Below are 23,022 nucleotides of genomic sequence, written 5' to 3'. Positions count from 1 at the left end.
ACAAAACTTCCCCTCAGTCTCTCCGGGGGGAAGTAGTGCCCACAATACGCGACGGCGCACATAAACAGGGTGAGGCGGCACGTAACCTGCCGCCTCACCAGCGCCGACGTCAGACTCCCATGGACTGGGTGTCGTTGCTCTCCGCGCCGCCGGCCTCGGTGACGCCGTTCTTGAGGTGGTAGCGGGCGATGGCCTCGCGCAGCACCTCGCCGTCGAGCTCACCGCGCTTGACGAGCTGGGTGAGCACGGCCAGCGTGATCGAGGCCGCGTCCACGTGGAAGTGGCGGCGCAGCGCCGAGCGGGTGTCGGACAGGCCGAACCCGTCGGTGCCCAGCGAGGACCAGTCGCCCGGCACCCACTGCGCGATCTGGTCCTGCACGGCCTTCATGTAGTCGCTGACGCCCACGATCGGCCCCTGGGCCTGGGAGAGCGCCTGGGTGACGTAGGGGACACGCGGCTCGGCGTCGGGGTTGAGCAGGTTGTGCTCGTCGCACGCCAGCGCCTCGCGGCGCAGCTCGGACCACGACGTCGCCGACCACACGTCGGCCGACACGCCCCAGTCCTCGGCCAGCAGCCGCTGCGCCTCCATCGCCCACGGGCCCGCCACGCCGGAGGACAGGATGTTGGCCTTCGGGCCCTGCGTCTGCGGCCCGTCGGCGAACTTGTACAGGCCCTTGAGCAGGCCCTGCACGTCGAGGTTCGCCGGCTGGGCCGGCTGCAGGTAGGGCTCGTTGTAGACGGTCAGGTAGTAGAAGACGTTCTCCGGCTGGTCGCCGTACATCCTCCTGAGGCCGTCCTTGACGATGTAGGCCACCTCGAACGCCCAGGACGGGTCGTAGGAGATCGCGGCCGGGTTGGTCGAGGCGATGAGCGGCGTGTGGCCGTCCTCGTGCTGCAGGCCCTCGCCGTTGAGCGTGGTGCGGCCCGCGGTGGCGCCGATCAGGAAGCCGCGGCCCATCTGGTCGCCCATCTGCCACATCGAGTCGCCCGTGCGCTGCCAGCCGAACATCGAGTAGAAGATGTAGATCGGGATCATGTGCTCGCCGTGCGTGGCGTAGGAGGTGCCGGCGGCGATGGTCGAGGCCATGGAGCCCGACTCGCTGATGCCCTCGTGCAGGATCTGCCCCTGCACGGCCTCCTTGTACGACAGCAGCAGCTCCCGGTCGACGGCCTCGTACGTCTGGCCGTGCGGCGAGTAGATCTTCGCCGTCGGGAACATGGCGTCCAGACCGAACGTGCGGGCCTCGTCCGGGATGACCGGCACGAACCGGTGCCCGATCTCCTTGTCCCGCATGAGGTCCTTGAGCAGCCGCACGAACGCCATCGTGGTGGCGACCTGCTGCTTGCCCGAGCCCTTGGCGAAGCCGCCGTAGACCTCGTCGCCCGGCAGCTTGATCTGCTTGGCGCGCAGGACCCGCTTGGGCAGCACGCCGCCGAGCGCGGCGCGGCGCTCCTTCATGTACTGAATCTCGGGGTCGTTCTCGCCCGGGTGGAAGTAGGGCGGCAGGTCGCCCTCCAGCGCCGCGTCCGGGATCGGCAGGTAGAGCCGGTCGCGGAACTCCTTCAGCTCGGCCTTGGTGAGCTTCTTCATCTGGTGCGTGGCGTTGCGCGCCTCGAAGTCCTTGCCGAGCGTCCAGCCCTTGATGGTCTGGGCGAGGATCACGGTCGGCTGGCCGACGTGCTCGCGGGCCGCCTTGAACGCCGCGAAGACCTTGCGGTAGTCGTGGCCGCCGCGCGACAGCTTGCGGATGTCGTCGTCGGTCAGGTGCTCGACCATCTTGCGCAGGCGCGGGTCGGAGCCGAAGAAGTGCTCGCGGATGTAGGCGCCCGACTCGACCGAGTAGGTCTGGAACTGACCGTCCGGCGTGGTGTTCATCTGGTTGACGAGCACGCCGTCCACGTCGGCCGCCAGCAGCGGGTCCCAGTCGCGGCCCCATACGACCTTGATCACGTTCCAGCCGGCGCCGCGGAAGTACGACTCCAGCTCCTGGATGATCTTGCCGTTGCCGCGTACCGGGCCGTCGAGCCGCTGCAGGTTGCAGTTGATCACGAACGTGAGGTTGTCGAGCTCCTCACGGGCGGCCAGGCCGATCGCGCCGAGCGATTCGGGCTCGTCCATCTCGCCGTCGCCCAGGAACGCCCACACGTGGCTGCGGCTGGTGTCCTTGATCTGGCGGTTGAGCAGGTAGCGGTTGAACCGCGCCTGGTAGATCGCGCCGATCGGACCCAGACCCATGGAGACCGTGGGGAACTCCCAGAAGTCCGGCATGAGCCGCGGGTGTGGGTAGGAGGGCAGGCCGCGGAAGCCGTGCGACAGCTCCTGGCGGAACGCGTCGAGCTGGCTCTCGTTGAGCCGCCCCTCGAGGAAAGCGCGGGCGTAGATGCCCGGCGCCGCGTGCCCCTGGAAGAAGACCTGGTCGCCCGACTCGCCGTGATCCTTGCCGCGGAAGAAGTGGTTGAAGCCCACCTCGTAGAGCGAGGCCGCCGAGGCGTAGGTGGCGATGTGGCCGCCCACGTTGGTGCGGGCGTTGGCCCTCGACACCATGATCGCCGCGTTCCAGCGAATGTAGGCGCGGATGCGGCGCTCGACGTGCTCGTCACCAGGGAACCAGGGCTCGCGCTCCGGCGGGATCGTGTTGATGTAGTCGGTGCTGCGCAGGCCCGGCACGCCGACCTGATGCTCGCGGGCCCGCTCCAGCATGCGCAGCATGAGGTAGCGGGCTCTGGTGCGGCCTTCGGTCTTGACGACGTTGTCGAGAGACTCGAGCCACTCGTTGGTCTCGCTGGGGTCGACATCAGGCAGCTGGCTGGGTAGGCCGTCGCTGATGATCGAGAATCGCTGGCGTCCGGAAGCCACTGGGTCTCGCCTTCCGAGGATGACTGATGTCTGGTCTGGGTCGCCTTCCATCCTGGTCGCTAGCCGTAGAAAACGCATCTCTACTGGCTGGTAACCAGAGTGTCCCTGCTGGCAGGGCCATCTTCGATGGCCTAGACCACCGATGGTAGGACGAATCGCATCACAGGTTACATCCCCGATCCAATTTAACAAGACGGGAAAACGAACGAAATTTTACGTGCTGCGCTCGCTGTGTCCGATGGCTACCCACGGCATCCCCCGAAGAGGGGAGATCATCACCGCTCCTGGGCGAGCTGCCGATATTAGCGAATCGCCATGAGCCGGGTCCGGGGCGGGTCCGCGGCGGGTCCGGGGCGGGTCCGGGTGCACCCCCAACGGTGTTGGGTGCGGGGAACAGCGTGAGCCGGTCGCCTGGGCTCCGGCGGGTCTTGCCGCGCGCAGGGGGCGTTCCTGCTGGGGCGTGCCTGCGGTCCTGGGCGGGCTCACGTCCCGTGCGCCGGCGGGCGGGATGCGGTCCGGCCGGTAGCCCTCCGTGTCGCCATCCTCTGGTGGCGGGCGGTCACACCTGGCCGACGCCGGATCCCGTGTCCGAAAGCGCGACCAGGCCGCGGTAGTAGGCCATGCCGCGCGGCCGTTCGCGATCCCGGCGCAGCCGTGCTGATGGGCGAGGTCGATCAGGTCGCTGATCGCCTGCCGCAGCCGCCAGCCGGGCGGTGAGCACCATGAGGGCCTTCGCGCCCTTGGCTGCTTGCTCCTGCGCGCGCGGGACGCCAGGTCCGAGCTACGCGGGACGGCAGGTCCGAGCTCTTGGCCGGCGGCACCAGGACGACCGCCACGAGCACGGCCTCGGCCAGCAGCACCGCTGTGGCGGTGACCAGCACGTACGAGGCCGCCATCGGGGCCACGCAGCCCGAAACGCCGCATCTGAGCAGCGTAACGTTTTGGTCATGTTTCTGACCTCCCCCGAAAGAGGGAGGCAAAATTCATCCGATCTCGGGATTCGCTCTTCTCGTAGGGCATTCCGCGTACCAGTGTGGGAGATATGAACGCGACGGTGGGCGACCGCCTCCTGGTGCACGGGAGCACCGTGGGTGAAAGGGACCATGGAGGCGAAATCGTGGAGGTCAAGGGCCCTGACGGCGAGCCTCCCTACATGGTGCGGTTCGACGACGGGCACACCGGGCTGGTGTTTCCCGGCCCTGATGCCGTGGTGGTGCATAAGTAAGATTTCCTTGTGAGATCTGAAATCATCTCTGTGGCCACGGGTTCGCGAGAGAGGGTGCACGACATCACGGCCGAATGCGCCGACTTCGTGCGCGCTCAGGGCGAAGGTGGGGACGGGTTGCTGCACATTTTCGTGCCGCATGCCACCGCCGGCGTCGCCCTGCTCGAGCTGGGCTCGGGCAGTGACGACGACCTGCTCGCCGCCTTGCGCGACGTCCTGCCCGCCGACGACCGGTGGCGTCACGCCCACGGCTCGCGCGGCCACGGCAGGTCGCACGTCATGCCCGCGCTGATCCCGCCGTACGCCACCATCCCGGTGCTGGGTGGACGGATGGCGCTGGGCACCTGGCAGTCGGTGGCGCTCGTGGATCTGAACGTCGACAACCCGCAACGCCAGGTTCGACTGTCGTTTTTGTCTGATTGATTATGGCCGACTAGGGCCGTACCCGTGGCGACCGTTGACGACTGAGGGTCACAGCGTGTGGACTGTGCCGAAGCGATAAACCGCATATGCGGCCACTCAAGCAGGAGGGATAAACGTGAGCGCGACCGCGGGTCAGGCGCAGAGCGAGCGCGGCCTGGCCGAACGACTCGGCCTCAAGCCGGGTCAGGTGGTGCAGGAGATCGGTTGGGACGAGGATGTCGACGACGAGCTCCGCGACTCCATCGAGGAACTGACCGGCAACGAACTGCTGGACGAGGAGAGCGACGACGTCGTGGACGTGGTGCTGCTGTGGTGGCGCGACGGGGACGGCGACCTCTTCGACGCTCTCAGCGACGCCATGCGAGCACTCGCCGACGGCGGCCAGATCTGGCTGCTGACTCCCAAGGCCGGACGCGATGGCCACGTGGAGCCGAGCGACATCGGGGAGGATGCCGCCACTGCGGGTCTCTCGCAGACCAGCAGCATCTCCGCCGCGCCCGACTGGTCCGGGACCAGGCTCGTGACGCCCAAGGGCAAACGGTAGATCGGGCCGCACATGGGTCGACGGCAGATCGGGTCGCACATGGGCCGACCGTAGGGAGCCCGAGCGCCTGCCATGCGGCAGGATGATGCCCGTGAACGCACATCCTGCCGAGGTCGGCGCCCTGGCTCCGGATTTCGAGCTGCAGGACCAGCACGGCACTCCGGTGCGCCTGTCCCAGTTCCGGGGCAGGAAGGTCGTGCTGGTCTTCTATCCGCTCGCCTTCACCGGCGTCTGCAACAGCGAGCTGTCCGCGCTGCGCGATCATCCGTTCGACGACGCCCAAGTGCTGACAGTTTCGGTGGATTCGGTGTTCACGCACCGTGCGTGGGCGGAACGCGAGGGTTACACGTTTCCTCTGCTCTCTGATTTCTGGCCACACGGACAGGTCGCGCAGGCGTACGGTGTGTTCGATGAGGCGAAGGGGCTCGCGCTTCGGGGGACCTTCATCATCGACGGCGAGGGCGTGATCCGGTGGTCGGTGGTCAATCCGATCTCTTCGGCACGCGACGTCGCCGACTACATCAAGGCACTCGCCGACATTCACTGACTTCGGAGGGAAGGATGCCCTGCTACCGGTGCGGGGCCCGGCAGACGGACCCGGTCCGCGGCGCCAGCCCGTGGCAGCGCGGGGTGCGCAAGGAGTCCCAGGTTCTGATCTGCCCGGACTGTCAACGGCTGCACGACCTCGACCTGGACGCCTGCGGCACCTGCGGGTCCACAGCGCTGATCTGCCGGCTGGGCGAGGTGGAGTGCCGGTCCTGCGGGGCCGTGTGGATGGCGCGTTCGGACACCCCGCTCTCCGGCTCCACGGCCCCGCCGCCGCCGGGGTTGTCGGCGGAGGTGGAGGCGGCGCTCAACCGGGTGCTGGGACGCGCCTGAGGGCCTCTGAGGGCCTCGCGAGATGTGCGGGACCATGGTGCGTTGACCCCGCCATGGGGTCCTGAACCGGTGGCCAGGTGCCGTCAAGCCAAGCCGCCCATCATGACCCCGAGCCACGAGTCCATGACGTCGTGGACAGGACGCGGCCTCCGGCCGTGCGCCGGCAGGACGGGAAGCGCGCGGCCGGATCGGACATTCCAGGCATCTGCTGACCTGCGCTATCGTCTCCTACCGTGTCCGCAGTGAGCAGCACCAGTAGCAGTGGTACTACGAGCAGTGCGTTCGTTGTCGCGCTCGACGTCGGCGGCACGTCCATGAAGGGCGGCCTGGTCAACGACTCCGGCGCGGTGCTGCTGAGCGAGCGGCGCCCCACCCCGCGAGCGGACGGCCCGGAGGCGGTCGTCACCGCCATCTCCGACTTCATCAGCCACCTGGCCGCCGCAGGCGACGGCGACCCGGCCGGCGTGGGCCTGGCCGTGCCCGGCCTGGTGTCCGAAGACGCCGCCCTCTACGCGGCCAACCTGGGCTGGCGCGACGTCCCCGCCACCGACTTCACCGCCCTGGACATCCCGGTAATGCTGGGACACGACGTCCGCACCGGCGGACTCGCCGAAAGCATCCTGGGTGCCGGCCGCGGCCTGTCCGACTTCCTCTTCCTCCCCATCGGCACGGGCATCGCCGGGGCCTCCATCATCCGGGGCGAGCCGTACGGCGGCTCCTCCGGCTGGGCCGGCGAGATCGGCCACACCCCCGTCTTCCCCGACGGCGAACAGTGCGCCTGCGGCCAGTTCGGCTGCCTGGAGACGTACGCCTCGGCCGCCTCGGTGGGCCGCCGGTACAGCCAGCGGGCGGGCGTCGAGGGCGTCAAGGCCGAGCAGGTGGTCACCTCTGACGACCCCATCGCCATCGAGGTATGGGACGAGGCCGTGGAGGCCCTGTCCTTGGCCCTGGCCACGTACACGCTGCTGCTCGACCCCTCGGTCATCGTCCTGGGCGGCGGCCTCGCCGAGGCCGGCCCCGCCCTCTTCGACCCCGTACGCACCCGCCTGGTCAAGCGCCTGGCCTTCCGCGAGGCGCCCCCGCTGATCCCGGCCGCGCTGGGTGTGGACGCCGGCATGCTCGGCGCCGCCCTCCTGGGCTGGCGCGCCGCCGGCCGTCCCGAGCTGGGGCCTGGCTGGACGGTGGATGTGCGATCGGCCCCCCTGGTGTCGTAAGGTGTAGTGCCGATCAGGGGCGGTTAGCTCAGCGGTAGAGCACTCGCCTTACAAGCGAGGGGTCACTGGTTCGAACCCAGTACCGCCCACCTGTCAAACCGGCGCTCATCCCATGATCGCCGAGACGCCCAAGGGGACGAGACGGGGACGATCATGCAGGATCGCCCGCAGCCACGTCGCCCGGGCCTCGTCGAAGGTCACAGGTGTAGGGGATCACCTGTCAGCGGTTGACCTGTTCCAGCACGAGCCGAGCGCAGACAACACAAGCCCGTCCGGATGTGGGGGCGAAGGAGACGGACCAACCGCAGATGGGCAGCGGGTACACCTTCTGTCCGCACAGGCTGTCCTCGGTATCCGCTGGAACCGCATGTTGTATCGCCTCGCGGCCTGAGCCCGACAGACCAAGGAGATAGTCAGCGTCAGCGGCGTCTGGCCCGCTCTCTGCCGGGCAGATGAGCAGGTCGTCCCACTGGACTGGCCAGCGCCGCACCCCACCCGGAAGATCGGCCCAGTCCGCTTCCAGTTCCACCAGCGCCAGCGTGCCACTACGGAGGACCTCCGCCACCGTTCCGCGCTGCCCCATCAGCACATCGCCAACGGCCCGAGTACGGGCTGGACTGTGCAGCATGGCCACGATCTCAACCCGGCATCCCAACTTCTCGCGAGCCTCCTTCATCGGGGGCTCGCTTCCGCCGCTTCCGGGCAGAGAAGATCGCGGATCGTCTCCGAAAGGGGATGCTGTCTCCGGAGGTCCGCGTAGCGGAAGGCGATCCGCCGCGCGGCTCTTGACGGCTCGACGGTGGGATGGCGGGCGTACAGCACCCGTCTGCGCCGGTCGTCCCAGCCCGCACGCCACCAGTACCACTCGCCGTCGCACCAGACGACGAGCCCCACCCACACAGATACCAGGCTCAGACCGTAGCCATCGTGCACGTCTGCAGAGACGCCTTGGGCGGCCAGGGCGTCCGCCAGAGCTTCGGCGGCGTGCTTCTCCGGCGTGGGGTGTCGGTTCGGTGGTTGCATCGGTGGACTCCCATCACGTGCGGCGGTGACGTAGCGTGACGGTATGTGACGCCTCAGCTGCTAGACCGGAAAGAAATTCCGGGGTCCGTCGTAGGCATCCAATGAGGATGAGGTGCATGCGGGGAATGACCAGCAACCTGTCCATCGGCCAGCGCGTGGCCTGGTACCGGCGACGGCGTGGGATGTCCCAGGACGTACTGGCCGGGCTTGTGGGACGGACCACCGATTGGCTGAGCAAAGTCGAGAACGACCGCATCACCTTGGACCGCTTGTCCGTCATCAAGTCTCTGGCGAGAGCGCTGGACGTGTCCCTTGGCGACATGCTGGCCGAGCCACACCTGTTCGAGTGGACGGACGAAAGCGGCGATCAAACCGTCCCCGCGCTGCGAGCGGCGATCACCGACTACCGGCAGCTATCGCCAATAGCCGAGCTGATCGAGAACACGGAGCCGTCGAGCCATGCCGAACTGCAGCGTGCCCTTGCCGAGGTGTGGCAGGCGTACCAGGGAGCCAGATACAGCTACGTGGTACGCACCCTGCCTGGGCTTCTAGGAGAAGCACATCATGCTGTGCGTGCCGAGGACGGCGATGCGCGCATGGCGGCGATGGGAGCGCTCGGGCAGGTCTATCACGCCGCGGCCAGCATTTTGACCAAGGTGGGTGAGGCTGATCTCGCGTGGATCGCCGCCGAGCGAGGCCTGACCTTCGCGCGAGAATCTGGTGATCAGCTCGTCACTGCCTCATTGCTTCGCGCGGTCACCCACGCCCTCCTGTCCAATGGTCGCTACGAGGCAGCCAAGCAGCTCACGATGGATGCCGCCGAATTGCTGGCTCCTGACCTCCCGTACGCCACGCCTGAGCTGCTGTCGGTGTACGGCACGCTGTACCTCGCCGGGTCAATGGCGGCGGCGCGAGACGATGACCGCAGCACGACACGGGCGTTCGTGGCCGAGGCGGAGGTGTCGGCGGCGCGTCTGGGCAGGGATGCCAACTACGTTTGGACCGCGTTCGGGCCGACGAACGTCCGCATCCATGAGGTGGCGACGGCGATCGAACTGGGAGACATCCAGGTCGCCGTCGATCTCGGACCGAGACTGGACACCAGCGGACTTCCGATCGAACGTCGCGCCCGCCATGGTCTCGCCGTGGCGCACGCCTTGAGCCTGTGGAACCGCACCGACGATGCCCTGGCGGCGCTGCTGGAGGCCGAGACCATCGCGCCCGAGCAGGTACGCCATCATTACCTCAGCCGCCAGCTCACGATGTCATGGATCAGAAGGCAGAAGGGCAAGCCCAGTTTCCAACTCTCTGCGCTTGCCCGGCGTCTACACATCGTGTGACAGCGGCCTTCGTCGCGTAAGGTCAAGGCCGTGAACGATCAGGAGGCCGTACCGTTCGCCCAGGCCCGCGCCGCCGCTGGAGCGCTGTTCTTCGACGACATCGGCCGTGTGCTGCTCGTCCGGCCTACGTACAAGTCCTACATGGACATCCCGGGCGGGTACGTCGAGACGGGGGAGACTCCGTACGAGGCGTGTGCCCGAGAAGTGCACGAAGAGCTGGGCATCCGGCCGACCATCGGGCGTCTCCTCGTGGTCGATTGGGCACCTCTCCCGCACGAGGGCGACAAGGTCCTGTTCGTCTTCGACGGAGGCATTCTCGACGGCGAGGCGATCAAGCGGATCACGTTCGCTGACAACGAGTTGAGCGCGTACGAGTTCCGCCGCGTTGACGAGCTGGATGGTCTCCTGATCGAGCGCCTCGCCCGTCGTCTCAAGGCTGCCGCCACCGCCCATGAGCTGGGAGAGACGGTTTACCTTGAGCACGGCCGGGCCGTCCCGGCTGAATGATCATCTGGGTGACCATGGTCTGGGGCGAGGCGACAGTCGGGATCTCGGTGGAACGTTTGCCCAGGTAGAGACTCAAATTCCTCCAAACGGGTGGGCGCGCTCAAGATATGCGGCGGGAGGTCATCGCCGTGAGCAAGAACCACGAACCCGCCACGGTGCATCCCATCGCCAGAAAGATCAGCGCCAGGGACAATGCGTGTGACCAGCCCATCACCATATTGGACAGCGACAGGAAAACGGAGAAGAGACCCATGAATAGTTGTCCCAAGCCATGACGGCGCGGCTCATATTGCGTACGCCTGCCCCTTAACGGGCGAGGGAGTCGTTTAGTAGCGAGTGTGTATATCCCGGATGCAGCAACGACGCACCCGAGCCCTAATGCGACTGCCCATGCCACTGTGAAGTCCACTTGAGTCAGCTCCTGGGGTCGCGGAGGTAAGCCCCCTCTTCCGGAGGTCATCCTGCCGGATCGCTTTGATGAAGATCAAGCGGGGCGCACTGCCGTACGGCGGCTCGTCGCTTGCCCAAACGCCCGGCATGCCGATCCGAGGTCCGTCCCTGGCGGCAGCACCATTACGCTGTGGCGCCTTCGGACCGACCGCAGCTACGGCACGGGAGCTGGGTAGACGGTCTTCCTGGAGCACGACCGGGCCGTTCCCGCTGAGTGACTAGCTGAGCGACTCTCCCAAAGCGTGTCCGAACCGGAGGTTCGGGGCTGCAGGTTACCTAGGCCGGTGGCCTTTCCTTTTACGGCTGGCCGGCACGGCCCGGCGGCCGGAGCCTTTCTGTGCGGGTTTTTGTGCCTGCCGCTGTGCCGGTTTCTCCGAAGGGGAGGCGGGGGTGCGGCCTCGCGAGCTGTTCACTGTCCGGCCGCGGACGATGCCGATGAAATCTTCCACCAGGTCAGTGGTCGCGTCCGTGGGCCAGGCCAGCGCGACCTGAGACTGTGGCGCGTCCGGCACCGGCCGGTACGTGAGATCCTTGCGGTGGTGGAGGCGTGCCAGCGACTGCGGAACCAGGAGAAGCCCCGTGCCGGTCGCTACCAGCTCGACCGCGTTCGCCGTTGTGGCGGGGCGGGTGAACGCGGGTAGCCCGGGCCGGACCGCCCACTCGATGGTGTCGTCCAGAGGATGGAACACCTCGTCGTCGGTCAGGTCGGCGATGGTCACCTCGTCGGCGGCGGTCACCGCGTGGTCCTTCGGCGCCACGACCACCGTGGTCTCCACGTAGAGAGGAATCACGCTGAGGCCGTCCCGGTCGACCGGCAGTCTGACGAATCCGGCGTCGGCGCCGCCATCCCGCAGTAGTCCCACCACCTCGGCGGCGGGAACCGCGACCAGGGTAATCGGCACGCCGGGCATCCTCTCGGTCCAGACGCTGACCCATTTCGCGGGTGTCACCCCGGGCACGTACGCCAGCCGGAACGCTCTGCCGGTCTCCCCATCAGTCACTTCCTCAGGGTACCGATGTCAGGAAACCCGTTCCGACTGACTACCCTTGGCGTTATGACCTCGCCCAAACCGAAGACTACTCAGACGATGAAGCCCGAGACCGCGGCCAAGAAGCTGGGTGTCCTCCTCTCGGCCACTCCCGCCGAGTTCCAGGAGGGTGTCGTCTCCAGGGACGAGCTGAACGAGTTGCAGTCGAGGCCACCCGCCTGGCTCGCTGACCTGCGTCGTAACGGCCCGCACCCCAAGCAGGTCGTCGCGGCGAAGCTCGGGGTCTCCATTTCCGGCCTGGCCCGAGGCGGGATCACCGAACCGCTCACCACCGCTGAGATCGATGCGCTGAAAGCGGAGAACCCGGCGTGGCTGGAGCGCGAGCGGTCCATCCAGGCCGAGACCCGCAAAGAGGAACTCCGCCTCAAGCAACGCTAGACGTGTGACCAACTCGTTCACGTGCCGCCCGTCCCACCGTTTCTGTGAGGAACTCGGTGGTGAGCTTCCGTGGGGCCTGAGTTCGGGTCGACTCTTCGTGCCACCAGACCAAAGCTGATTGGTCTAGGGCAGCCAGTCCTGGAGGCCGGGAAGATGCCCGAGCTCGGACTCGATGCGCCGTCGGTCCTCGGCGGACAGTTCGAGCCCGCGCAGGTCCTCCAGCCACGGCGCGGCGGGCTCGCCGAGAGCCGTGGCCAGGTCGACCAAGTGGCACAGAGCCAGGGCTCTCTCAACCACCGGGGCGTCCGCGCTGTGCCGCCGCACCGCGGATTTGAGCGCACGGAAGGCCTGTAGGTCATCGTTTTTGAACTCGCGCAGGATGCGGGCGTTGTCAAGCGCCTTGGCCAGGCCTGTCAGCTGTTTCGACCCGCCGTATTCCAGCTCGGCCGGCTCGTCTCGCTGGATGAAGATGATCGAGTTACCTGAAGGGTCGACCAGCGTGAACCGGCTCGCTCCCGGCCGGTACCGAGTGATTCGCGGACGCCCGGAACTCAGGACCTTTCCGTATGCCCGGCGCATCGCCGCGACGAACGCCGCGTGATATGGCGCCACGGCGTCGACCATGACCAGGCAAGCCCCCAGATCCTCCCGGGCCGGATCCAGGTCTTTGGGGGTTGCCACGAAGTGCAGTTGGAATCCGCTCCACCGCATCGCCAGATACACATACGGCTTGGTCTGCTTGTAAATCGCCTCGAATCCGAGCGCCTCATAGAACGCGCAGGTCTCCTCCACCGACGAGCACAACATCGTCGGCACGGTGGTCTCGTTCGGTCGAATTGCCGGCTCACCCGGCCACTCCACGTTTTCGGTCACGCGCGGCATCCTTGCAAAAGTTCGGAATACTCGCCTATGGACCGTTCCAGTGGGGCGCCGGCCCCGGCCGTCCGAGTTCCGGGAATCCGCCGAGTGGCCTTGAAGCCGGAGGCCGGCTTCAAGGCCACTCGGCGTCCTCCGCGGGACGGCGATGTGCGGGTTGCCTCAGGTACGCAACGTGACCTGGTCGAATACGGCGGTGGCGAGAGTGTCCGGGCTTCCGGACGTCACGGCGAGGCCCGCGTAGTACGGGGCGTCGCCGAAGGCCGCCAGGGTGTCCTGGCCCACCGTCGTCCAGGTCTCGCCGTCGCCCGACACGGAGGCGGTGAAGACCAGGCCTGTGCGACGCAGCCGCAGCCACACCGGGCCCCCGGAGAACGACGGGCCGTTCACCGCGGGTGCGCTGCCGGCCACCTTGGTGCGCCGGATCAACTGGCACACACCGCTTCCTCCCGCGGCCACCACCGTCGCGGCCATCAGGTCGAAGGGATTGAGCGACTTCGCCATCACCACCCCGATCCGGCCAGGTGCGCCGGTCGGCCGGGTCAGCCGGGCCGTGAGTTCGGCGTCCTGGGTCAGCGGCACGTAGGCGAAGTGGGCGCTCGCGCCCTGCCCGTTGACGTTGAGGTCGACGCCCGCGCCCCGCACGGTGAAGACCCCGTTGTCATGGTGGGTGATCCCGGGTGTGCGGACGAACGCCACGCCGTACGTACCGAGAAGCCGCTCGTCGTGGACGACATCGCCGAGGTCACGGTACGCCCAGGGGGCGGGTGGGGCGGCGGCCACGGACAGTGCCAGTGCCGTCGTTGCCGAGCCTTTCGCGTTCTCAGCCGTCAGCTGGACGGTGTACTCCCCGGCCGCAGCAGGGGGGCCGGAGAGGAGGCCGGTCCGGGGATCCAGGGCCAGCCCGCCGGGCAATCCTGTTGCGGTGAACCGCACGGGATCGCCTGTGGCGCGTATGACGAGGCGGAACGGCTGTGCGGCGTTGCCGTACAGGGTGTTCGGGACGGACAGCGCGGGCGCCGCGGACGGCTGGGGCGTCTGGGCGCTCACCGGACGTGAACGCGGCCCCGTTCCGGCCGTGTTGCTGCGCGCGACCACGTAGTGATACGTGCGTCCGGGCACGCCGGTGGCGTCCCTGAACCGGGTGCGGGTTCCGAAGCCGATCGGGGCGATGCCGGTGGCCAGCACCCGGTAGGGGCCGCGCTCGGTGTCCCCGCGCCACACCGTGTACCGGCCGGACAGGTCGTGGTCCCGCCACTCGAGCTCGACCGCGGAGCCGTCCGCTGCCGCCCGCACCTGGCTCACGCCGCCCTGCGGCTCCGGGACCGACCAGCCGGTGCCGCCCGCCTCCACTGTGACGTTGTCGAAGCAGGCCGTGCCGGTCTCCGCGTAGTCCTCCGTGACCCCCAGGCAGGAGGTGAAGGCGAGTCCCGCCAGGGCGTGCCGGCCCAGCGGCAGCTCGTCCGAACCCACTGTGGCCCACTCGTGTCCGTCCGGTGAGATCTCTCCTGTGAGGCGGTCTCCCTTGCGCGTGATCCGCACCCAGTAGGGCATCCGGAGCCGGTAGCCGTCACCCGCCGCTTCCACATAGGGGGATTCCAGTGGCGTCGCCGACTCGGGCAGCGGCCCGAGTTCGGAGATCGGGAAAGCGGCATTGGTGGTGATCGCCGGGCGCTGTGATGGCGGCACAGGTAGGGAGCCGGTGCCGCGCGTGGCGCCGCCGGGCTTGGCTCGCACCGTCCACACCCCGCTCCAGGCGTGCAGCGGCAGACCCTGCAGCATCATCGCCGCGTGCGGGGCGCCCGCTTCCAGGGAGCCGCGCACCATGACGCCCACCTGGGAGTACTGCGAGCTGAGCGGGTACACGATCCGGGCCGTGACGACACCCTCTCCCGGCAGCGGCAGCCAGGCGAAACGGAAGGAGTCGGCCTCGCCGGCGATTCCGGCGCCGCCGGCCTCCATGGTGATGCGCTCACCGTCGTACCCGGTCGAGCCCTTCGGCCGGGCATCGCCGATGTCACCGGTACGCCAGGGAGCGGGCAGTCCCGGGGCGGCCACGACGGGCAGCGACCGAGGCCCGGCGCCTTGGCCGGCCGACGCCGTGACCGTGTACGCGTACGCACGACTCGCGGCTGCGGTGCGGTCCGTGTAGGAGGTCGTGGTGAGCCCGTTCGCGAGCACTGTGTACGTGTCGGCGTCCGGCTCCTTCCGCCACACCGCGTAGGTCTGGGCTCCGACGACCGCCGGCCACGCCACGTCGATACCCGCGCCGCCGGACGCCGCCGTCACCCCGGCCGGAGCGGTAGGCGCTCCCGTCGGCAGGCCCGAGCCGCGCTCCGTACCGGCGAACGTGAGGGTTCCCCACGACGGGTGGTCGTCGTTGTAGCCCTCGACCACGCGCGTCCCGCCCGCACCCCGGAAGATCACCTTCTCGGTGTAGGGGGCGGACTTGCCAAGGCGTCCCGCGTAATGGGCGTAGGCCATCTCCCACAGCGGCCGGAACACTCCGCGCTGCCGGTTGGAGACGGCCGTCTTGATGTACTTGCCGGTCCGGTCGAGGTCGGGGACGAACGGCACGGCGTCGTCGCCGAGGTTGTAGCGGGCGAAATACTCGAAGTTGGCGAGGATCCGGTCCTCCGCGTGGCCGAAGAGGTCCACGCCCTGCTGCCAGGCGACCTGGGCGGCGTCCGCGAGCAGTCCGACCGCGAGCTGCTCGTGGGCCTGGTCACGGCCGGACTCCTGGCCCTGCCCGGCAGCCGTGACGATGCGGCCCAGGACGGAGCCGTTGCCGGCGCCGGCCGTCGCGAACCGCATGGCGTCCTCGAACATCACCCGGTCGTCGCAGAACACGGCGATGGCGAGGATCGTACGGAGCGCGGCGAGGTCCCAGTTGCCGTTGGCGTACAGGCAGTAGCCGGAGACGGACGGATACCACACCTCGGTGAAGGAGCGGACGCAGCGCTGCACCGATGCCTCGGGCCAGCCGTCGTAGCCGCTGTGCCGGAGGATCTCGGCGGCGTTGACGAGCTTGAAGCCCTGCAGGCCGGCGCCGAGCTGCCCGTCCGCGCCGGTGATGCCGGTGAGGGAGGCGGCCCAGGCGTCCAGGATGTCACGAGCCTTGTCGGCGTGGCGTACGTCGCCGGTGATCGCCCACATCAGGGCGTTCTGGTACGCGGCAGCCGCGTCGGAGGCGGCCTGGTTCGTGAAGTTGGTCGGACCGCGGCCCCAGGTCGTGATCTGCCCGGTGTTCTGGACGGCGTAGGTGTGCTGGGAACGGGCGTGGGCAGCCATCGCGGCGAAGCCGGACGCGATCGGGTCGCGTCCAGCCGCGACCGCGGACTTCATCCGGTCGAGATCCGCGCGGGAGTGCAGAAGACCGGGATGCGCGAAGGCGAACGCCTCATCCGCGTTCGAGGCTCCTTCCGGGTCCAGGGCCCACGCGGGCGTGGCGGAAGCGGACAGCAGCCCGCTCGCGGCCACGGCCGCGAGCCCTGCCGCACCGAGGAACGACCGCCGGTTGAGGGGAAGCACGGTCGACTCCTCGCTCATGCCGGGTGCCCGACGGTGAGGGAGAGGGACTTCGTCGCCGTGCCCACGGTGTTCGTGGCCGAGACGGTGACCGTGTACGTACCGGGGACCTGCGGGGTCCCGGAGATCAGACCGGTGTTCTTGTCGACCGTGAGCCCCTTCGGCAGACCCGCGGCGTCGAACGACGTCGGCAGCGCGGTCGCGGTGATCAGGTGGTTGACGATCTGGCGCGCGGTGGCCGTGGCCTCGCCCGCACTGGTGATCTCCGGGGCGACGGTGGACGCGGCGGTGGCGGAGTCCAGGAAGCGCAGGTCCTTCACGTGTTCGTTGACGAACATCGGGACCATGTCCTGGGTCAGGTACCAGCGCGGCTTCTGCATCGTGTCGGCGATGACCGTGCCGTTGATCGCCAGGTTCTGGAAGGTGACGTTCTTGACGGGGCGGTCCGCGTCGTAGCCGACGATGACCGACATATTCGCGTTCTTGCCGTCGTACTTCAGGTTCCGAACGTACACGTTCTCGATGCCCCGGCCCGGCGAGGCGTTGTACCTGTTGGCCATGACGCGCATGTTGATCAGCTGGCCCCAGCGGAAGTCCTCCACCCGCACGTCCTGGATGCGGACATTGCGGATGAGGTTGCTGTCGCCGGTGTTCATGGCGAAGCAGCCCTGGTAGAGGATCTGGGGCTCGCGGTGGTCGAGGACGTCGATGTTGCTGAACACGATGTTCTCGATGACCTCGGGCTTGTCCGGGTTGCCGTGCGTGCCCATGTTGACCGGGTGCGCGACGTCGGCCCAGAGGACGCAGTCACGTACGGTGACGTTGCGGGTGTCGCCGTAGTAGTCCCAGCGGTGGGCGTAGATGGCGATGCAGTCGTCGCTGTTGCGCATGAAGACGCCCTCGATCAGGACGTCCTCGCTGCTGAACACATCGATGCCGTCACCCCACTGGCCGTGGCTGTAGGAGTGCAGATTGCGGACGGTGACCTGCTTGGACTGGCCGATCGTGCAGGCGTAGCCGCTGCGCGGGTTGAGCACCATGATGCCGTCGATCTCGATGTTCTTGGAGAACGCCGCCAGGATCCCGCCGTCCGCGTTCCACAGGATGCCCCGGCCGAGCAGCCGGGCGTTCTCGACGTTGCGGAACTCCACCCGGGCCTTCAGCACCGCGCCGCCGGCAAGGTACACCGTCTTGCCGCTGGGCACCATCACCACGTTGCCGGCGACGGTGTGCAGGCCGGGGCCGAAGTAGATGACGTCGGGGTCGCCGGGCTCCGGCCGCTGCGCCTCGATCGGGTTGGCGTGCAGCTGCAGGTTGTCGAAGATCTCGCCGTTGATCTCGATGGAGAGGTTGCGGGGCTCGCTGAGGGTGAAGCGCACGGTGTCGCCGGCTACTTCGTGCTTGATGTCGTACGACAGCGGGCGGATCCGCGCGGAGCCGATGGCGCCCTTGGACGAGGTGACCTCGACCTCCACGGTGCCGTTGAAGTCGAAGGTGGCGACCGAGGTGTTCCGGACGATGCCGGAGCCCGTCTTCTCGTTGATGGTCTTGGTCTGGCCACGGAGGACAGGTACCGGTTGCCATTCGCCGTTCGGCGTGCGCGCCTTGATGGAGAAGCTCGTGTTGGTCGGGACTCCGGCCGGGATGGGGTACACGACCAGCCGGTCGGCGACCTCGGGCCTGTCGTCTGCTCTCGCGGTGCCGGCCAGCGCGCCGACCAGGGAGTACGCGGCAGCGCCAACGCCAGTGGCCTGGATGAAGGTGCGCCTGGTCAGCCCGATGCCGTGGGGGTCGGTCATTGGGGGGTTCCTCCGGGTGGGGGGTCGAATGCTCCGGGGACATAGAAATCGGTTGCTATGCCATGCGTAGATATATCGCGGATGCCGCTCGGAGGGAACCTGTTGACCGAAACTTTCGCACAGGCCGGCTTTCGCCTCTGTGCGTGAAACCCTCAGGTGCCCTGCGCCTCTGCTCGCGCTCTAGGCTCGACAGCGTCCGGGGCTTTCCAGGGCGTCGCACCAGCGCGCGATGAGCTGCCATGGCCACAACGCCCGCTTGCGCCGAGCCGCGCTGCGGGGCAAGCGGGCGTCATGGTGTCAGGGCTTCGGGATGCGGTAGCGCAGGTGGGTCACGGGCGCGGTCCCCGCCACGGGTTCCCCCACAGGGATCAGCTCGGCCCGTTCCCCAGCGAACAGCGGTGTGCCCGCCCCCAGCAGCAGGGGGACGAGGTGGAGCCATATCTCGTCGAGCAGGCCTGCCCTGAGCAGTTGCCGGGCGACGTCCGCACCCAGCACCAGGACGTCCTTGTCCCCCGCGGCGTCCTTTGCACGTCGGACTGCCGCCTCCAGCCCATCGAAGGCGAACGTCCCGCCGTTGTCGCCGAGGAGGTCGTCCCTGGTTCGGTGGGTGACCACGAAGCTCGGGACGCCGGGCCATGGCGTGCCGCCCCACGGGCCCAAGCCGAGGTCGAAGGTACGCCGTCCGATGACGGTGGCCCCTACCGCCGCGTCCACCTGCCGGCGGATACCGATGTCGACCCCGTCATCCGGCCCCTTCGCGGCCATCCACTCGTGCAGCCGTTCGCCGCCGTCCCCCATGGGTTCCGCCTCCCGGACGTTCGGTCCGGCCGTGAACCCGTCCAGGGACATCGACACATCCAGCACGACCTTGCTCATCGCGGGCCTCCTTCTGCTCCACCGGCGCCGCCCTCCGGCGCCGTCACGAGAAGGTCGGAGCCAGTCTGGCCGTCTCGACACCACCACGGGAAATCAGTGGGGGCGAGGTGAGGCGTACTCGAGCCGGGGACGGCTCCTTTGCGGTCGCGATCACTCGATCAGGTCGCAGAGACCTGGTCCCATGTCATCACCCACCATGCCCAGGGCGGTCTCGGCGCGGGAGGCAAGGACGAGAGGCGGGACCCCGGCCACCAGGTCGGCGTGCGTCAGCCGGTCGAGTGCGGCTCCCACCAGGGGTGCGGTCACCCGGAGGGCCGCCTGGAGTGCCACCCCGCCCGTCGAGCCGCCGTGCAGGACGATGTTGCGGCTGCGGTAGAGCCTGCGCAGGGAGATCTCTACATAGCGGCGCACCCGGGCGAGCACCGGGGCCGGGTCGGCGAGCAGCGCCCGCATCCGGGCGACAGCCGCGATGTCGCTCCTCCGGCGCCAGGAACGTTCCAAGGGAAGCGAATGACCCTGTGCCAGCTCAGTAGCGATCAAGATGGCGCGTTCCCGGTTGGAGGCGCACTGCTCCAGCCGTTCGGCCAGATCTCCGTCTCCTGTGCGCCGGATGCGATAGGAGAGCGCGGTCAGCTCGGCCCGCGGCCAGGAGCAGGTGACGAGCGCGGCCGCGCGTGAAGCGGCGACGACGCGCTCTCGCTCGTCGGGGTCCCGCGCCTCGGTCAACAGCGACTCCAGAGCGCTCCACCCGCCGGCGACGGCCGGGGCGAGCGGGCCGTGGTTGAGGGCCGAGGCGATCTCCAGCGCCTCGTCCACGGCGCTGCGCCGCCGGTCGGCGAGGCGCTGCGGCTCGGCTCCGACCACGTAGAGCTGACGTTCGGCGGCCAGGGACAGGACCCGGGCGCCCCGTGCGGGCATCCGGAGCGGCATCGCGCTGCCCTGGTTGAGCACGATGGCCGTGTCGAACGGCGTCACCGACCCGGTCGAGGCGAAGCGGGCGCGCGCCTGAAGGCGCTCGACCAGATCCGAGACGATCTCCAGTGCCCGCTCCGCGTCTCGTGCCTCGACCTCGTACGAAAGGGCGCCGATGACGTGAGCGGTCGGCTTCGCTCCGGCGGAGGCCATGAGCTCCGTGGCCTCACGCGCGCCGATCCAATGGGGCAGCTCCGCGGCCAGCTCTTCCCAGTTGTGCAAGGTGGCGAAGGGAACGACCACCGTCCAGCAGGTCGGCGGCAGTGTCAGCAGCCCGGCAGCCTCGCTGATCAGCTCTGTGGCCGACAGGCCGAGCCTGTCCTCACGGAGCCAGCGGTTGAGGCCGTCCATGCTGTGCCCGCTGTCGAGCAGATGAGAGGCGACCGCTCTGGCGACCTTCTCCGGCGGTGGCGGGTCGGCCTCGGCCACACACGCGGCCCAGCGGACGAGGTAGCCGGGACGGCCCAGGTCGATGAGGTGGCGCAGCTTCCTGCGGCCGTCGCTGGCGACCGTCAGTGTCGTCCGCAGGCATTCCTGGAGCTCCCGCCGGAAGGCCTTCGAGCCGAGTGCCGGGTCGTTGCCCAGAAGTCGCTCCATCTCATGCCGTTGCCAGTCGAGCGCCGACTGGGAGAGCACCCGACGGTCCACCCATGCGCCCGCCTCATGCAGTTCCTCCAGAGCCAGAAAAGAACTGACATCCCAGAGCCGGAGAGACCAGGGAGCCCTGGGCCTGCTGAAGTCCAGCATGCGTGTGGCGACATGCCGGGAGTATGACGATGAGGGATCCCGTCCGGGGGACGTGCTGTGCATCCTGCGACCTCGGGGAGCTGCGAACCTAGGGTGTTGCTTTGACTACTCAGAGCATAGGAGAGCGGCGGGATCTGTGTTTGCTGTACAATAAGAATGCCGCATAAGACGGCGCAGGCTTCTCCGGGGCTACGGCCCCCCAGAGGGCGTGATCGTAGAGATCACGCCCTCTGTTTTTTGGCCGGGCTCAGATGCCGTCGCGCCGCTACGCGGCTGAGCGCGGGGGTCGGCGAACGTCCTACTGCCGGAATGGTATTCGGGGGCCCGTCCGAACGCTCTGCTCAGATGAGCGACAGGGGAGCGGAAACGTGGGCGTAGCACAGCGGCCGGGGGTGCTGCCGGCCATAGGCTCGGATCTCAGGGTGGCGCTCGCGCTGGGTGAGCGTGCGCTGCAGGTGAACGGGGATCTGCAGACGGCGCGGCGCTGGTTCGACGCCGCCTACCGGCAGGCGGAGGTGTGCGGCGATCCGATCGCGCTCGGGGTGGCCGCCCTGGGGCTGGGCGGGGTGTGGGTGCACGAGCACCGTACGTGCGCCGAATCCGAGATGGTGCGTGCCCGCCAGCGGCACGCGTTGTCGCTGCTGGATCCCGCGTCGCCGCTGGCCTTTCGGTTACGGGTGCGGATGCGGGGCGAGGAGGACTACCGCGCAGGCGGGCACGTGGCGATCATGGGGTTGCTGCGGCAGGCCAGGGACTCCGGGGATCCGCTGGCGCTGGCGGAGGCGCTGAGCCTGGCGCACCACTGCCTGCTCGGGCCCGAGCACGGGGCGACCCGGCTGGAGCTGGCCAGGGAGCTGATCGGCCAGGCGGCGGTCACCGAGCGCAGGGGCGACCTGATGATGGGCTTGCTGTGGCGGACGGTTGATCTCTATCTGGCCGCCGATCCGCATGCCGAGCGGTGCCTGGAGGAGCTGCGCGGTCGGCTGCACGCGAACACCTATCTCGCGGCGGGGTACGTCGTCAACGCCATCGACGTCATGCTGACCATCCGGGCCGGACGGTTCGGGGAGGCGGAGCAGCTGGCGGGGGAGTGCTTCGAACGCGGCGTCGCGGCCGGCGACATGGACGCCACCGGCTGGTACGGCGGCCAGCTCGGCGCCATCCGCTGGTACCAGGGCCGGACCGCCGAGACGCTGCCCGCGCTCCAGGACCTGGTCAGCTCGCCCACGCTCAGCCCGATCGACAACTCGTACGTGGCGGCTCTTGCGCTGGCCTCGGCGACGGCGGGGGACCGGCGGTCGGCGGCCGGGCACCTGGCGCGGCTGCGCGGGCGGGATCTGGGGGACCTGCCCAGGTCGAGCAGCTGGCTGGTCGCGATGTACTGCGTCGTGGAGACCGCGCACCTGCTCCAGGACGCCGCCACCGCGGCGCAGGCGTACGCGTTGCTGAGCCCTTTCGCGGACCTCCCGGTGATCGGCAGCCTCGGCGTGGTCTGCTTCGGCTCGGTGCACCACGCCCTGGGCATGGCCGCGCTCACCATCGGTGACCTGGAGCGGGCGGTCGGGCACCTGCGGACCGCCGTGCAGACGAACCTGGCACTGGGGCACTGGCCGGCGGCCGCGCTGTCCAGGTGCCGGCTCGGGCAGGCGCTGGCGCTGCGCGACGGGCCGCGGGACGAGGCGGCGCTCGCGGAGCAGGTCGCCGCCGCGCGGGAGGCCAAAGAACTGGGCATGGTGCTGCCCGCCGTGGTGGGGCGGGCGGACGGCGGGCGGCGCGCCTGCCGCTTCCACAGGCAGGGGCGGCATTGGCAGGTCGAGCTGGGCGGGCGGGTCACGCTGGTGGAGCACAGTGTGGGCATGGCGTACCTGGCCGCGCTGGCCGGCAATCCCGGGCGCGAGATCCTGGCCGCCGACCTGGCCGCGGGGACGTGGTCGCGCGGAGCCGAGGACGTCTCGGCGCAGCCGGTGCTCGACGACCTGGCCAGGGACGCCTACCGGGAGCGGCTGGCGCAGCTGCAGACCGAGATCGACGAGCTCGAGGCCATGAACGATCTGGCGCGGGTGGCGGCGCTGCGGCTGGAACACGAGTGGCTGGTGGCCGAGCTGTCCGCGGCGACCGGCATCGGCGGGCGGTCGCGGCCGTTCGCGGGTAACGAGGAGCGCGCCAGGATCGCCGTCGGCAAGGCCATCAGGCGGGCGTTGTCGCGCATCGCGGCCGTGGATCCGGTGATGGGGGAGGAGCTGCGGGCCACCGTGCAGACGGGCCTGCGCTGCAGTTACCGTCCCCGGTGACGCCGGCGCGCGAGCCGGTGGCCGCATCCCCATGGTGGAATACA

At 68.8% G+C, this 23,022-nt stretch carries 19 protein-coding genes and 1 tRNA gene; 11 read left to right on the top strand and 9 right to left on the bottom strand.

Annotated features, from left to right (window positions below):
- Positions 1 to 109: 109 nt before the first annotated feature.
- Positions 110 to 2,857: a pyruvate dehydrogenase (acetyl-transferring), homodimeric type gene (aceE, locus tag ACTWQA_RS10590; protein ID WP_443159073.1), complete on the bottom strand. Its 2,748-nt coding sequence runs from the start codon at positions 2,855 to 2,857 to the stop codon at positions 110 to 112.
- A 1,042-nt stretch (positions 2,858 to 3,899) separates the two neighbouring features.
- Here aceE and ACTWQA_RS10585 point away from each other — a divergent pair.
- The 7 genes from ACTWQA_RS10585 (at position 3,900) to ACTWQA_RS10555 (ending at position 7,231) form a co-directional block, all read left to right on the top strand.
- Positions 3,900 to 4,082: a DUF1918 domain-containing protein gene (locus ACTWQA_RS10585; RefSeq protein ID WP_127935293.1), complete on the top strand. Its 183-nt coding sequence runs from the start codon at positions 3,900 to 3,902 to the stop codon at positions 4,080 to 4,082.
- A gap of 9 nt (positions 4,083 to 4,091) precedes the next feature.
- Positions 4,092 to 4,505, top strand: coding sequence for a secondary thiamine-phosphate synthase enzyme YjbQ (locus ACTWQA_RS10580; RefSeq protein ID WP_443159072.1), 414 nt, complete (start codon positions 4,092 to 4,094; stop codon positions 4,503 to 4,505).
- Positions 4,506 to 4,620: 115 nt separating this feature from the next.
- Complete coding sequence (locus ACTWQA_RS10575; protein WP_305922605.1) at positions 4,621 to 5,049, top strand: DUF3052 domain-containing protein; 429 nt, start codon at positions 4,621 to 4,623, stop codon at positions 5,047 to 5,049.
- A gap of 85 nt (positions 5,050 to 5,134) precedes the next feature.
- Positions 5,135 to 5,596 carry a peroxiredoxin gene (locus ACTWQA_RS10570; protein WP_443159291.1) on the top strand — a complete coding sequence of 154 codons (462 nt, stop codon included), beginning with the start codon at positions 5,135 to 5,137 and terminating at the stop codon, positions 5,594 to 5,596.
- A 14-nt stretch (positions 5,597 to 5,610) separates the two neighbouring features.
- Positions 5,611 to 5,928, top strand: coding sequence for a hypothetical protein (locus ACTWQA_RS10565; protein WP_305922606.1), 318 nt, complete (start codon positions 5,611 to 5,613; stop codon positions 5,926 to 5,928).
- A 242-nt stretch (positions 5,929 to 6,170) separates the two neighbouring features.
- Positions 6,171 to 7,142, top strand: coding sequence for an ROK family protein (locus ACTWQA_RS10560; protein WP_443159071.1), 972 nt, complete (start codon positions 6,171 to 6,173; stop codon positions 7,140 to 7,142).
- Positions 7,143 to 7,159: 17 nt separating this feature from the next.
- Positions 7,160 to 7,231, top strand: a tRNA-Val gene (locus ACTWQA_RS10555).
- 131 nt (positions 7,232 to 7,362) lie between these two features.
- On the opposite strand, the gene ACTWQA_RS10550 is transcribed toward ACTWQA_RS10555, so the two are convergent.
- Together ACTWQA_RS10550 and ACTWQA_RS10545 are read right to left on the bottom strand one after the other, a co-directional pair.
- A complete protein-coding gene (locus tag ACTWQA_RS10550) occupies positions 7,363 to 7,818 on the bottom strand; it encodes a hypothetical protein (RefSeq protein ID WP_327590322.1) in 456 nt (151 codons plus the stop codon).
- Complete coding sequence (locus tag ACTWQA_RS10545) at positions 7,815 to 8,165, bottom strand: hypothetical protein (protein WP_443159070.1); 351 nt, start codon at positions 8,163 to 8,165, stop codon at positions 7,815 to 7,817. Before ACTWQA_RS10545 ends, ACTWQA_RS10550 begins: the two co-directional genes overlap by 4 nt.
- 125 nt (positions 8,166 to 8,290) lie before the next feature.
- On the opposite strand from ACTWQA_RS10545, the gene ACTWQA_RS10540 reads away from it, so the two are divergent.
- A complete protein-coding gene (locus ACTWQA_RS10540; RefSeq protein WP_443159069.1) occupies positions 8,291 to 9,505 on the top strand; it encodes a helix-turn-helix domain-containing protein in 1,215 nt (404 codons plus the stop codon).
- A 30-nt stretch (positions 9,506 to 9,535) separates the two neighbouring features.
- Complete coding sequence (locus ACTWQA_RS10535) at positions 9,536 to 10,012, top strand: NUDIX hydrolase (RefSeq protein WP_327590325.1); 477 nt, start codon at positions 9,536 to 9,538, stop codon at positions 10,010 to 10,012.
- Between the two features lie 722 nt (positions 10,013 to 10,734).
- Here the strand turns inward: ACTWQA_RS10535 and ACTWQA_RS10530 are convergent.
- On the bottom strand, positions 10,735 to 11,463 hold the full coding sequence (locus ACTWQA_RS10530) for a LysR family substrate-binding domain-containing protein (RefSeq protein WP_443159068.1): 729 nt from the start codon (positions 11,461 to 11,463) through the stop codon (positions 10,735 to 10,737).
- 54 nt (positions 11,464 to 11,517) lie between these two features.
- Here ACTWQA_RS10530 and ACTWQA_RS10525 point away from each other — a divergent pair, with 54 nt between their 5' ends.
- A complete protein-coding gene (locus tag ACTWQA_RS10525; protein ID WP_443159067.1) occupies positions 11,518 to 11,889 on the top strand; it encodes a DUF5997 family protein in 372 nt (123 codons plus the stop codon).
- Positions 11,890 to 12,012: 123 nt separating this feature from the next.
- On the opposite strand, the gene ACTWQA_RS10520 is transcribed toward ACTWQA_RS10525, so the two are convergent.
- The 5 genes from ACTWQA_RS10520 to ACTWQA_RS10500 all read right to left on the bottom strand — a co-directional run bounded on the left by ACTWQA_RS10520 (position 12,013) and on the right by ACTWQA_RS10500 (position 20,588).
- A complete protein-coding gene (locus ACTWQA_RS10520) occupies positions 12,013 to 12,771 on the bottom strand; it encodes a glyoxalase (RefSeq protein WP_443159066.1) in 759 nt (252 codons plus the stop codon).
- A gap of 156 nt (positions 12,772 to 12,927) precedes the next feature.
- Positions 12,928 to 16,296: a putative Ig domain-containing protein gene (locus tag ACTWQA_RS10515; protein ID WP_443159065.1), complete on the bottom strand. Its 3,369-nt coding sequence runs from the start codon at positions 16,294 to 16,296 to the stop codon at positions 12,928 to 12,930.
- 14 nt (positions 16,297 to 16,310) lie between these two features.
- Positions 16,311 to 18,092, bottom strand: a complete 1,782-nt coding sequence (locus tag ACTWQA_RS10510) for a putative Ig domain-containing protein (RefSeq protein ID WP_443159064.1) — start codon at positions 18,090 to 18,092, stop codon at positions 16,311 to 16,313.
- A 297-nt stretch (positions 18,093 to 18,389) separates the two neighbouring features.
- Complete coding sequence (locus ACTWQA_RS10505; RefSeq protein ID WP_443159063.1) at positions 18,390 to 18,968, bottom strand: dihydrofolate reductase family protein; 579 nt, start codon at positions 18,966 to 18,968, stop codon at positions 18,390 to 18,392.
- 150 nt (positions 18,969 to 19,118) lie between these two features.
- Positions 19,119 to 20,588, bottom strand: a complete 1,470-nt coding sequence (locus tag ACTWQA_RS10500) for a hypothetical protein (protein WP_443159062.1) — start codon at positions 20,586 to 20,588, stop codon at positions 19,119 to 19,121.
- A gap of 467 nt (positions 20,589 to 21,055) precedes the next feature.
- Here ACTWQA_RS10500 and ACTWQA_RS10495 point away from each other — a divergent pair, with 467 nt between their 5' ends.
- On the top strand, positions 21,056 to 22,978 hold the full coding sequence (locus tag ACTWQA_RS10495; RefSeq protein ID WP_443159061.1) for a hypothetical protein: 1,923 nt from the start codon (positions 21,056 to 21,058) through the stop codon (positions 22,976 to 22,978).
- Positions 22,979 to 23,022: the final 44 nt, after the last annotated feature.

The organism is Nonomuraea sp. 10N515B (assembly GCF_052245915.1).
Lineage (GTDB): Bacteria > Actinomycetota > Actinomycetes > Streptosporangiales > Streptosporangiaceae > Nonomuraea.
Note: the sequence above shows the minus strand (reverse complement) of the source record. Positions and strands in the feature narration are given on the sequence as shown.

Excerpts from the sequence above, each read along its gene's own strand:
- ACTWQA_RS10585 (WP_127935293.1), top strand. The coding sequence starts at position 3,900 with ATGAACGCGACGGTGGGCGACCGCCTCCTGGTGCACGGGAGCACCGTG.
- ACTWQA_RS10570 (WP_443159291.1), top strand. The coding sequence starts at position 5,135 with ATGCCCGTGAACGCACATCCTGCCGAGGTCGGCGCCCTGGCTCCGGAT.
- ACTWQA_RS10565 (WP_305922606.1), top strand. The coding sequence starts at position 5,611 with ATGCCCTGCTACCGGTGCGGGGCCCGGCAGACGGACCCGGTCCGCGGC.
- ACTWQA_RS10550 (WP_327590322.1), bottom strand. The coding sequence starts at position 7,818 with ATGAAGGAGGCTCGCGAGAAGTTGGGATGCCGGGTTGAGATCGTGGCC.
- ACTWQA_RS10545 (WP_443159070.1), bottom strand. The coding sequence starts at position 8,165 with ATGCAACCACCGAACCGACACCCCACGCCGGAGAAGCACGCCGCCGAA.
- ACTWQA_RS10540 (WP_443159069.1), top strand. The coding sequence starts at position 8,291 with ATGACCAGCAACCTGTCCATCGGCCAGCGCGTGGCCTGGTACCGGCGA.
- ACTWQA_RS10525 (WP_443159067.1), top strand. The coding sequence starts at position 11,518 with ATGACCTCGCCCAAACCGAAGACTACTCAGACGATGAAGCCCGAGACC.
- ACTWQA_RS10520 (WP_443159066.1), bottom strand. The coding sequence starts at position 12,771 with ATGCCGCGCGTGACCGAAAACGTGGAGTGGCCGGGTGAGCCGGCAATT.
- ACTWQA_RS10510 (WP_443159064.1), bottom strand. The coding sequence starts at position 18,092 with ATGACCGACCCCCACGGCATCGGGCTGACCAGGCGCACCTTCATCCAG.
- ACTWQA_RS10505 (WP_443159063.1), bottom strand. The coding sequence starts at position 18,968 with ATGAGCAAGGTCGTGCTGGATGTGTCGATGTCCCTGGACGGGTTCACG.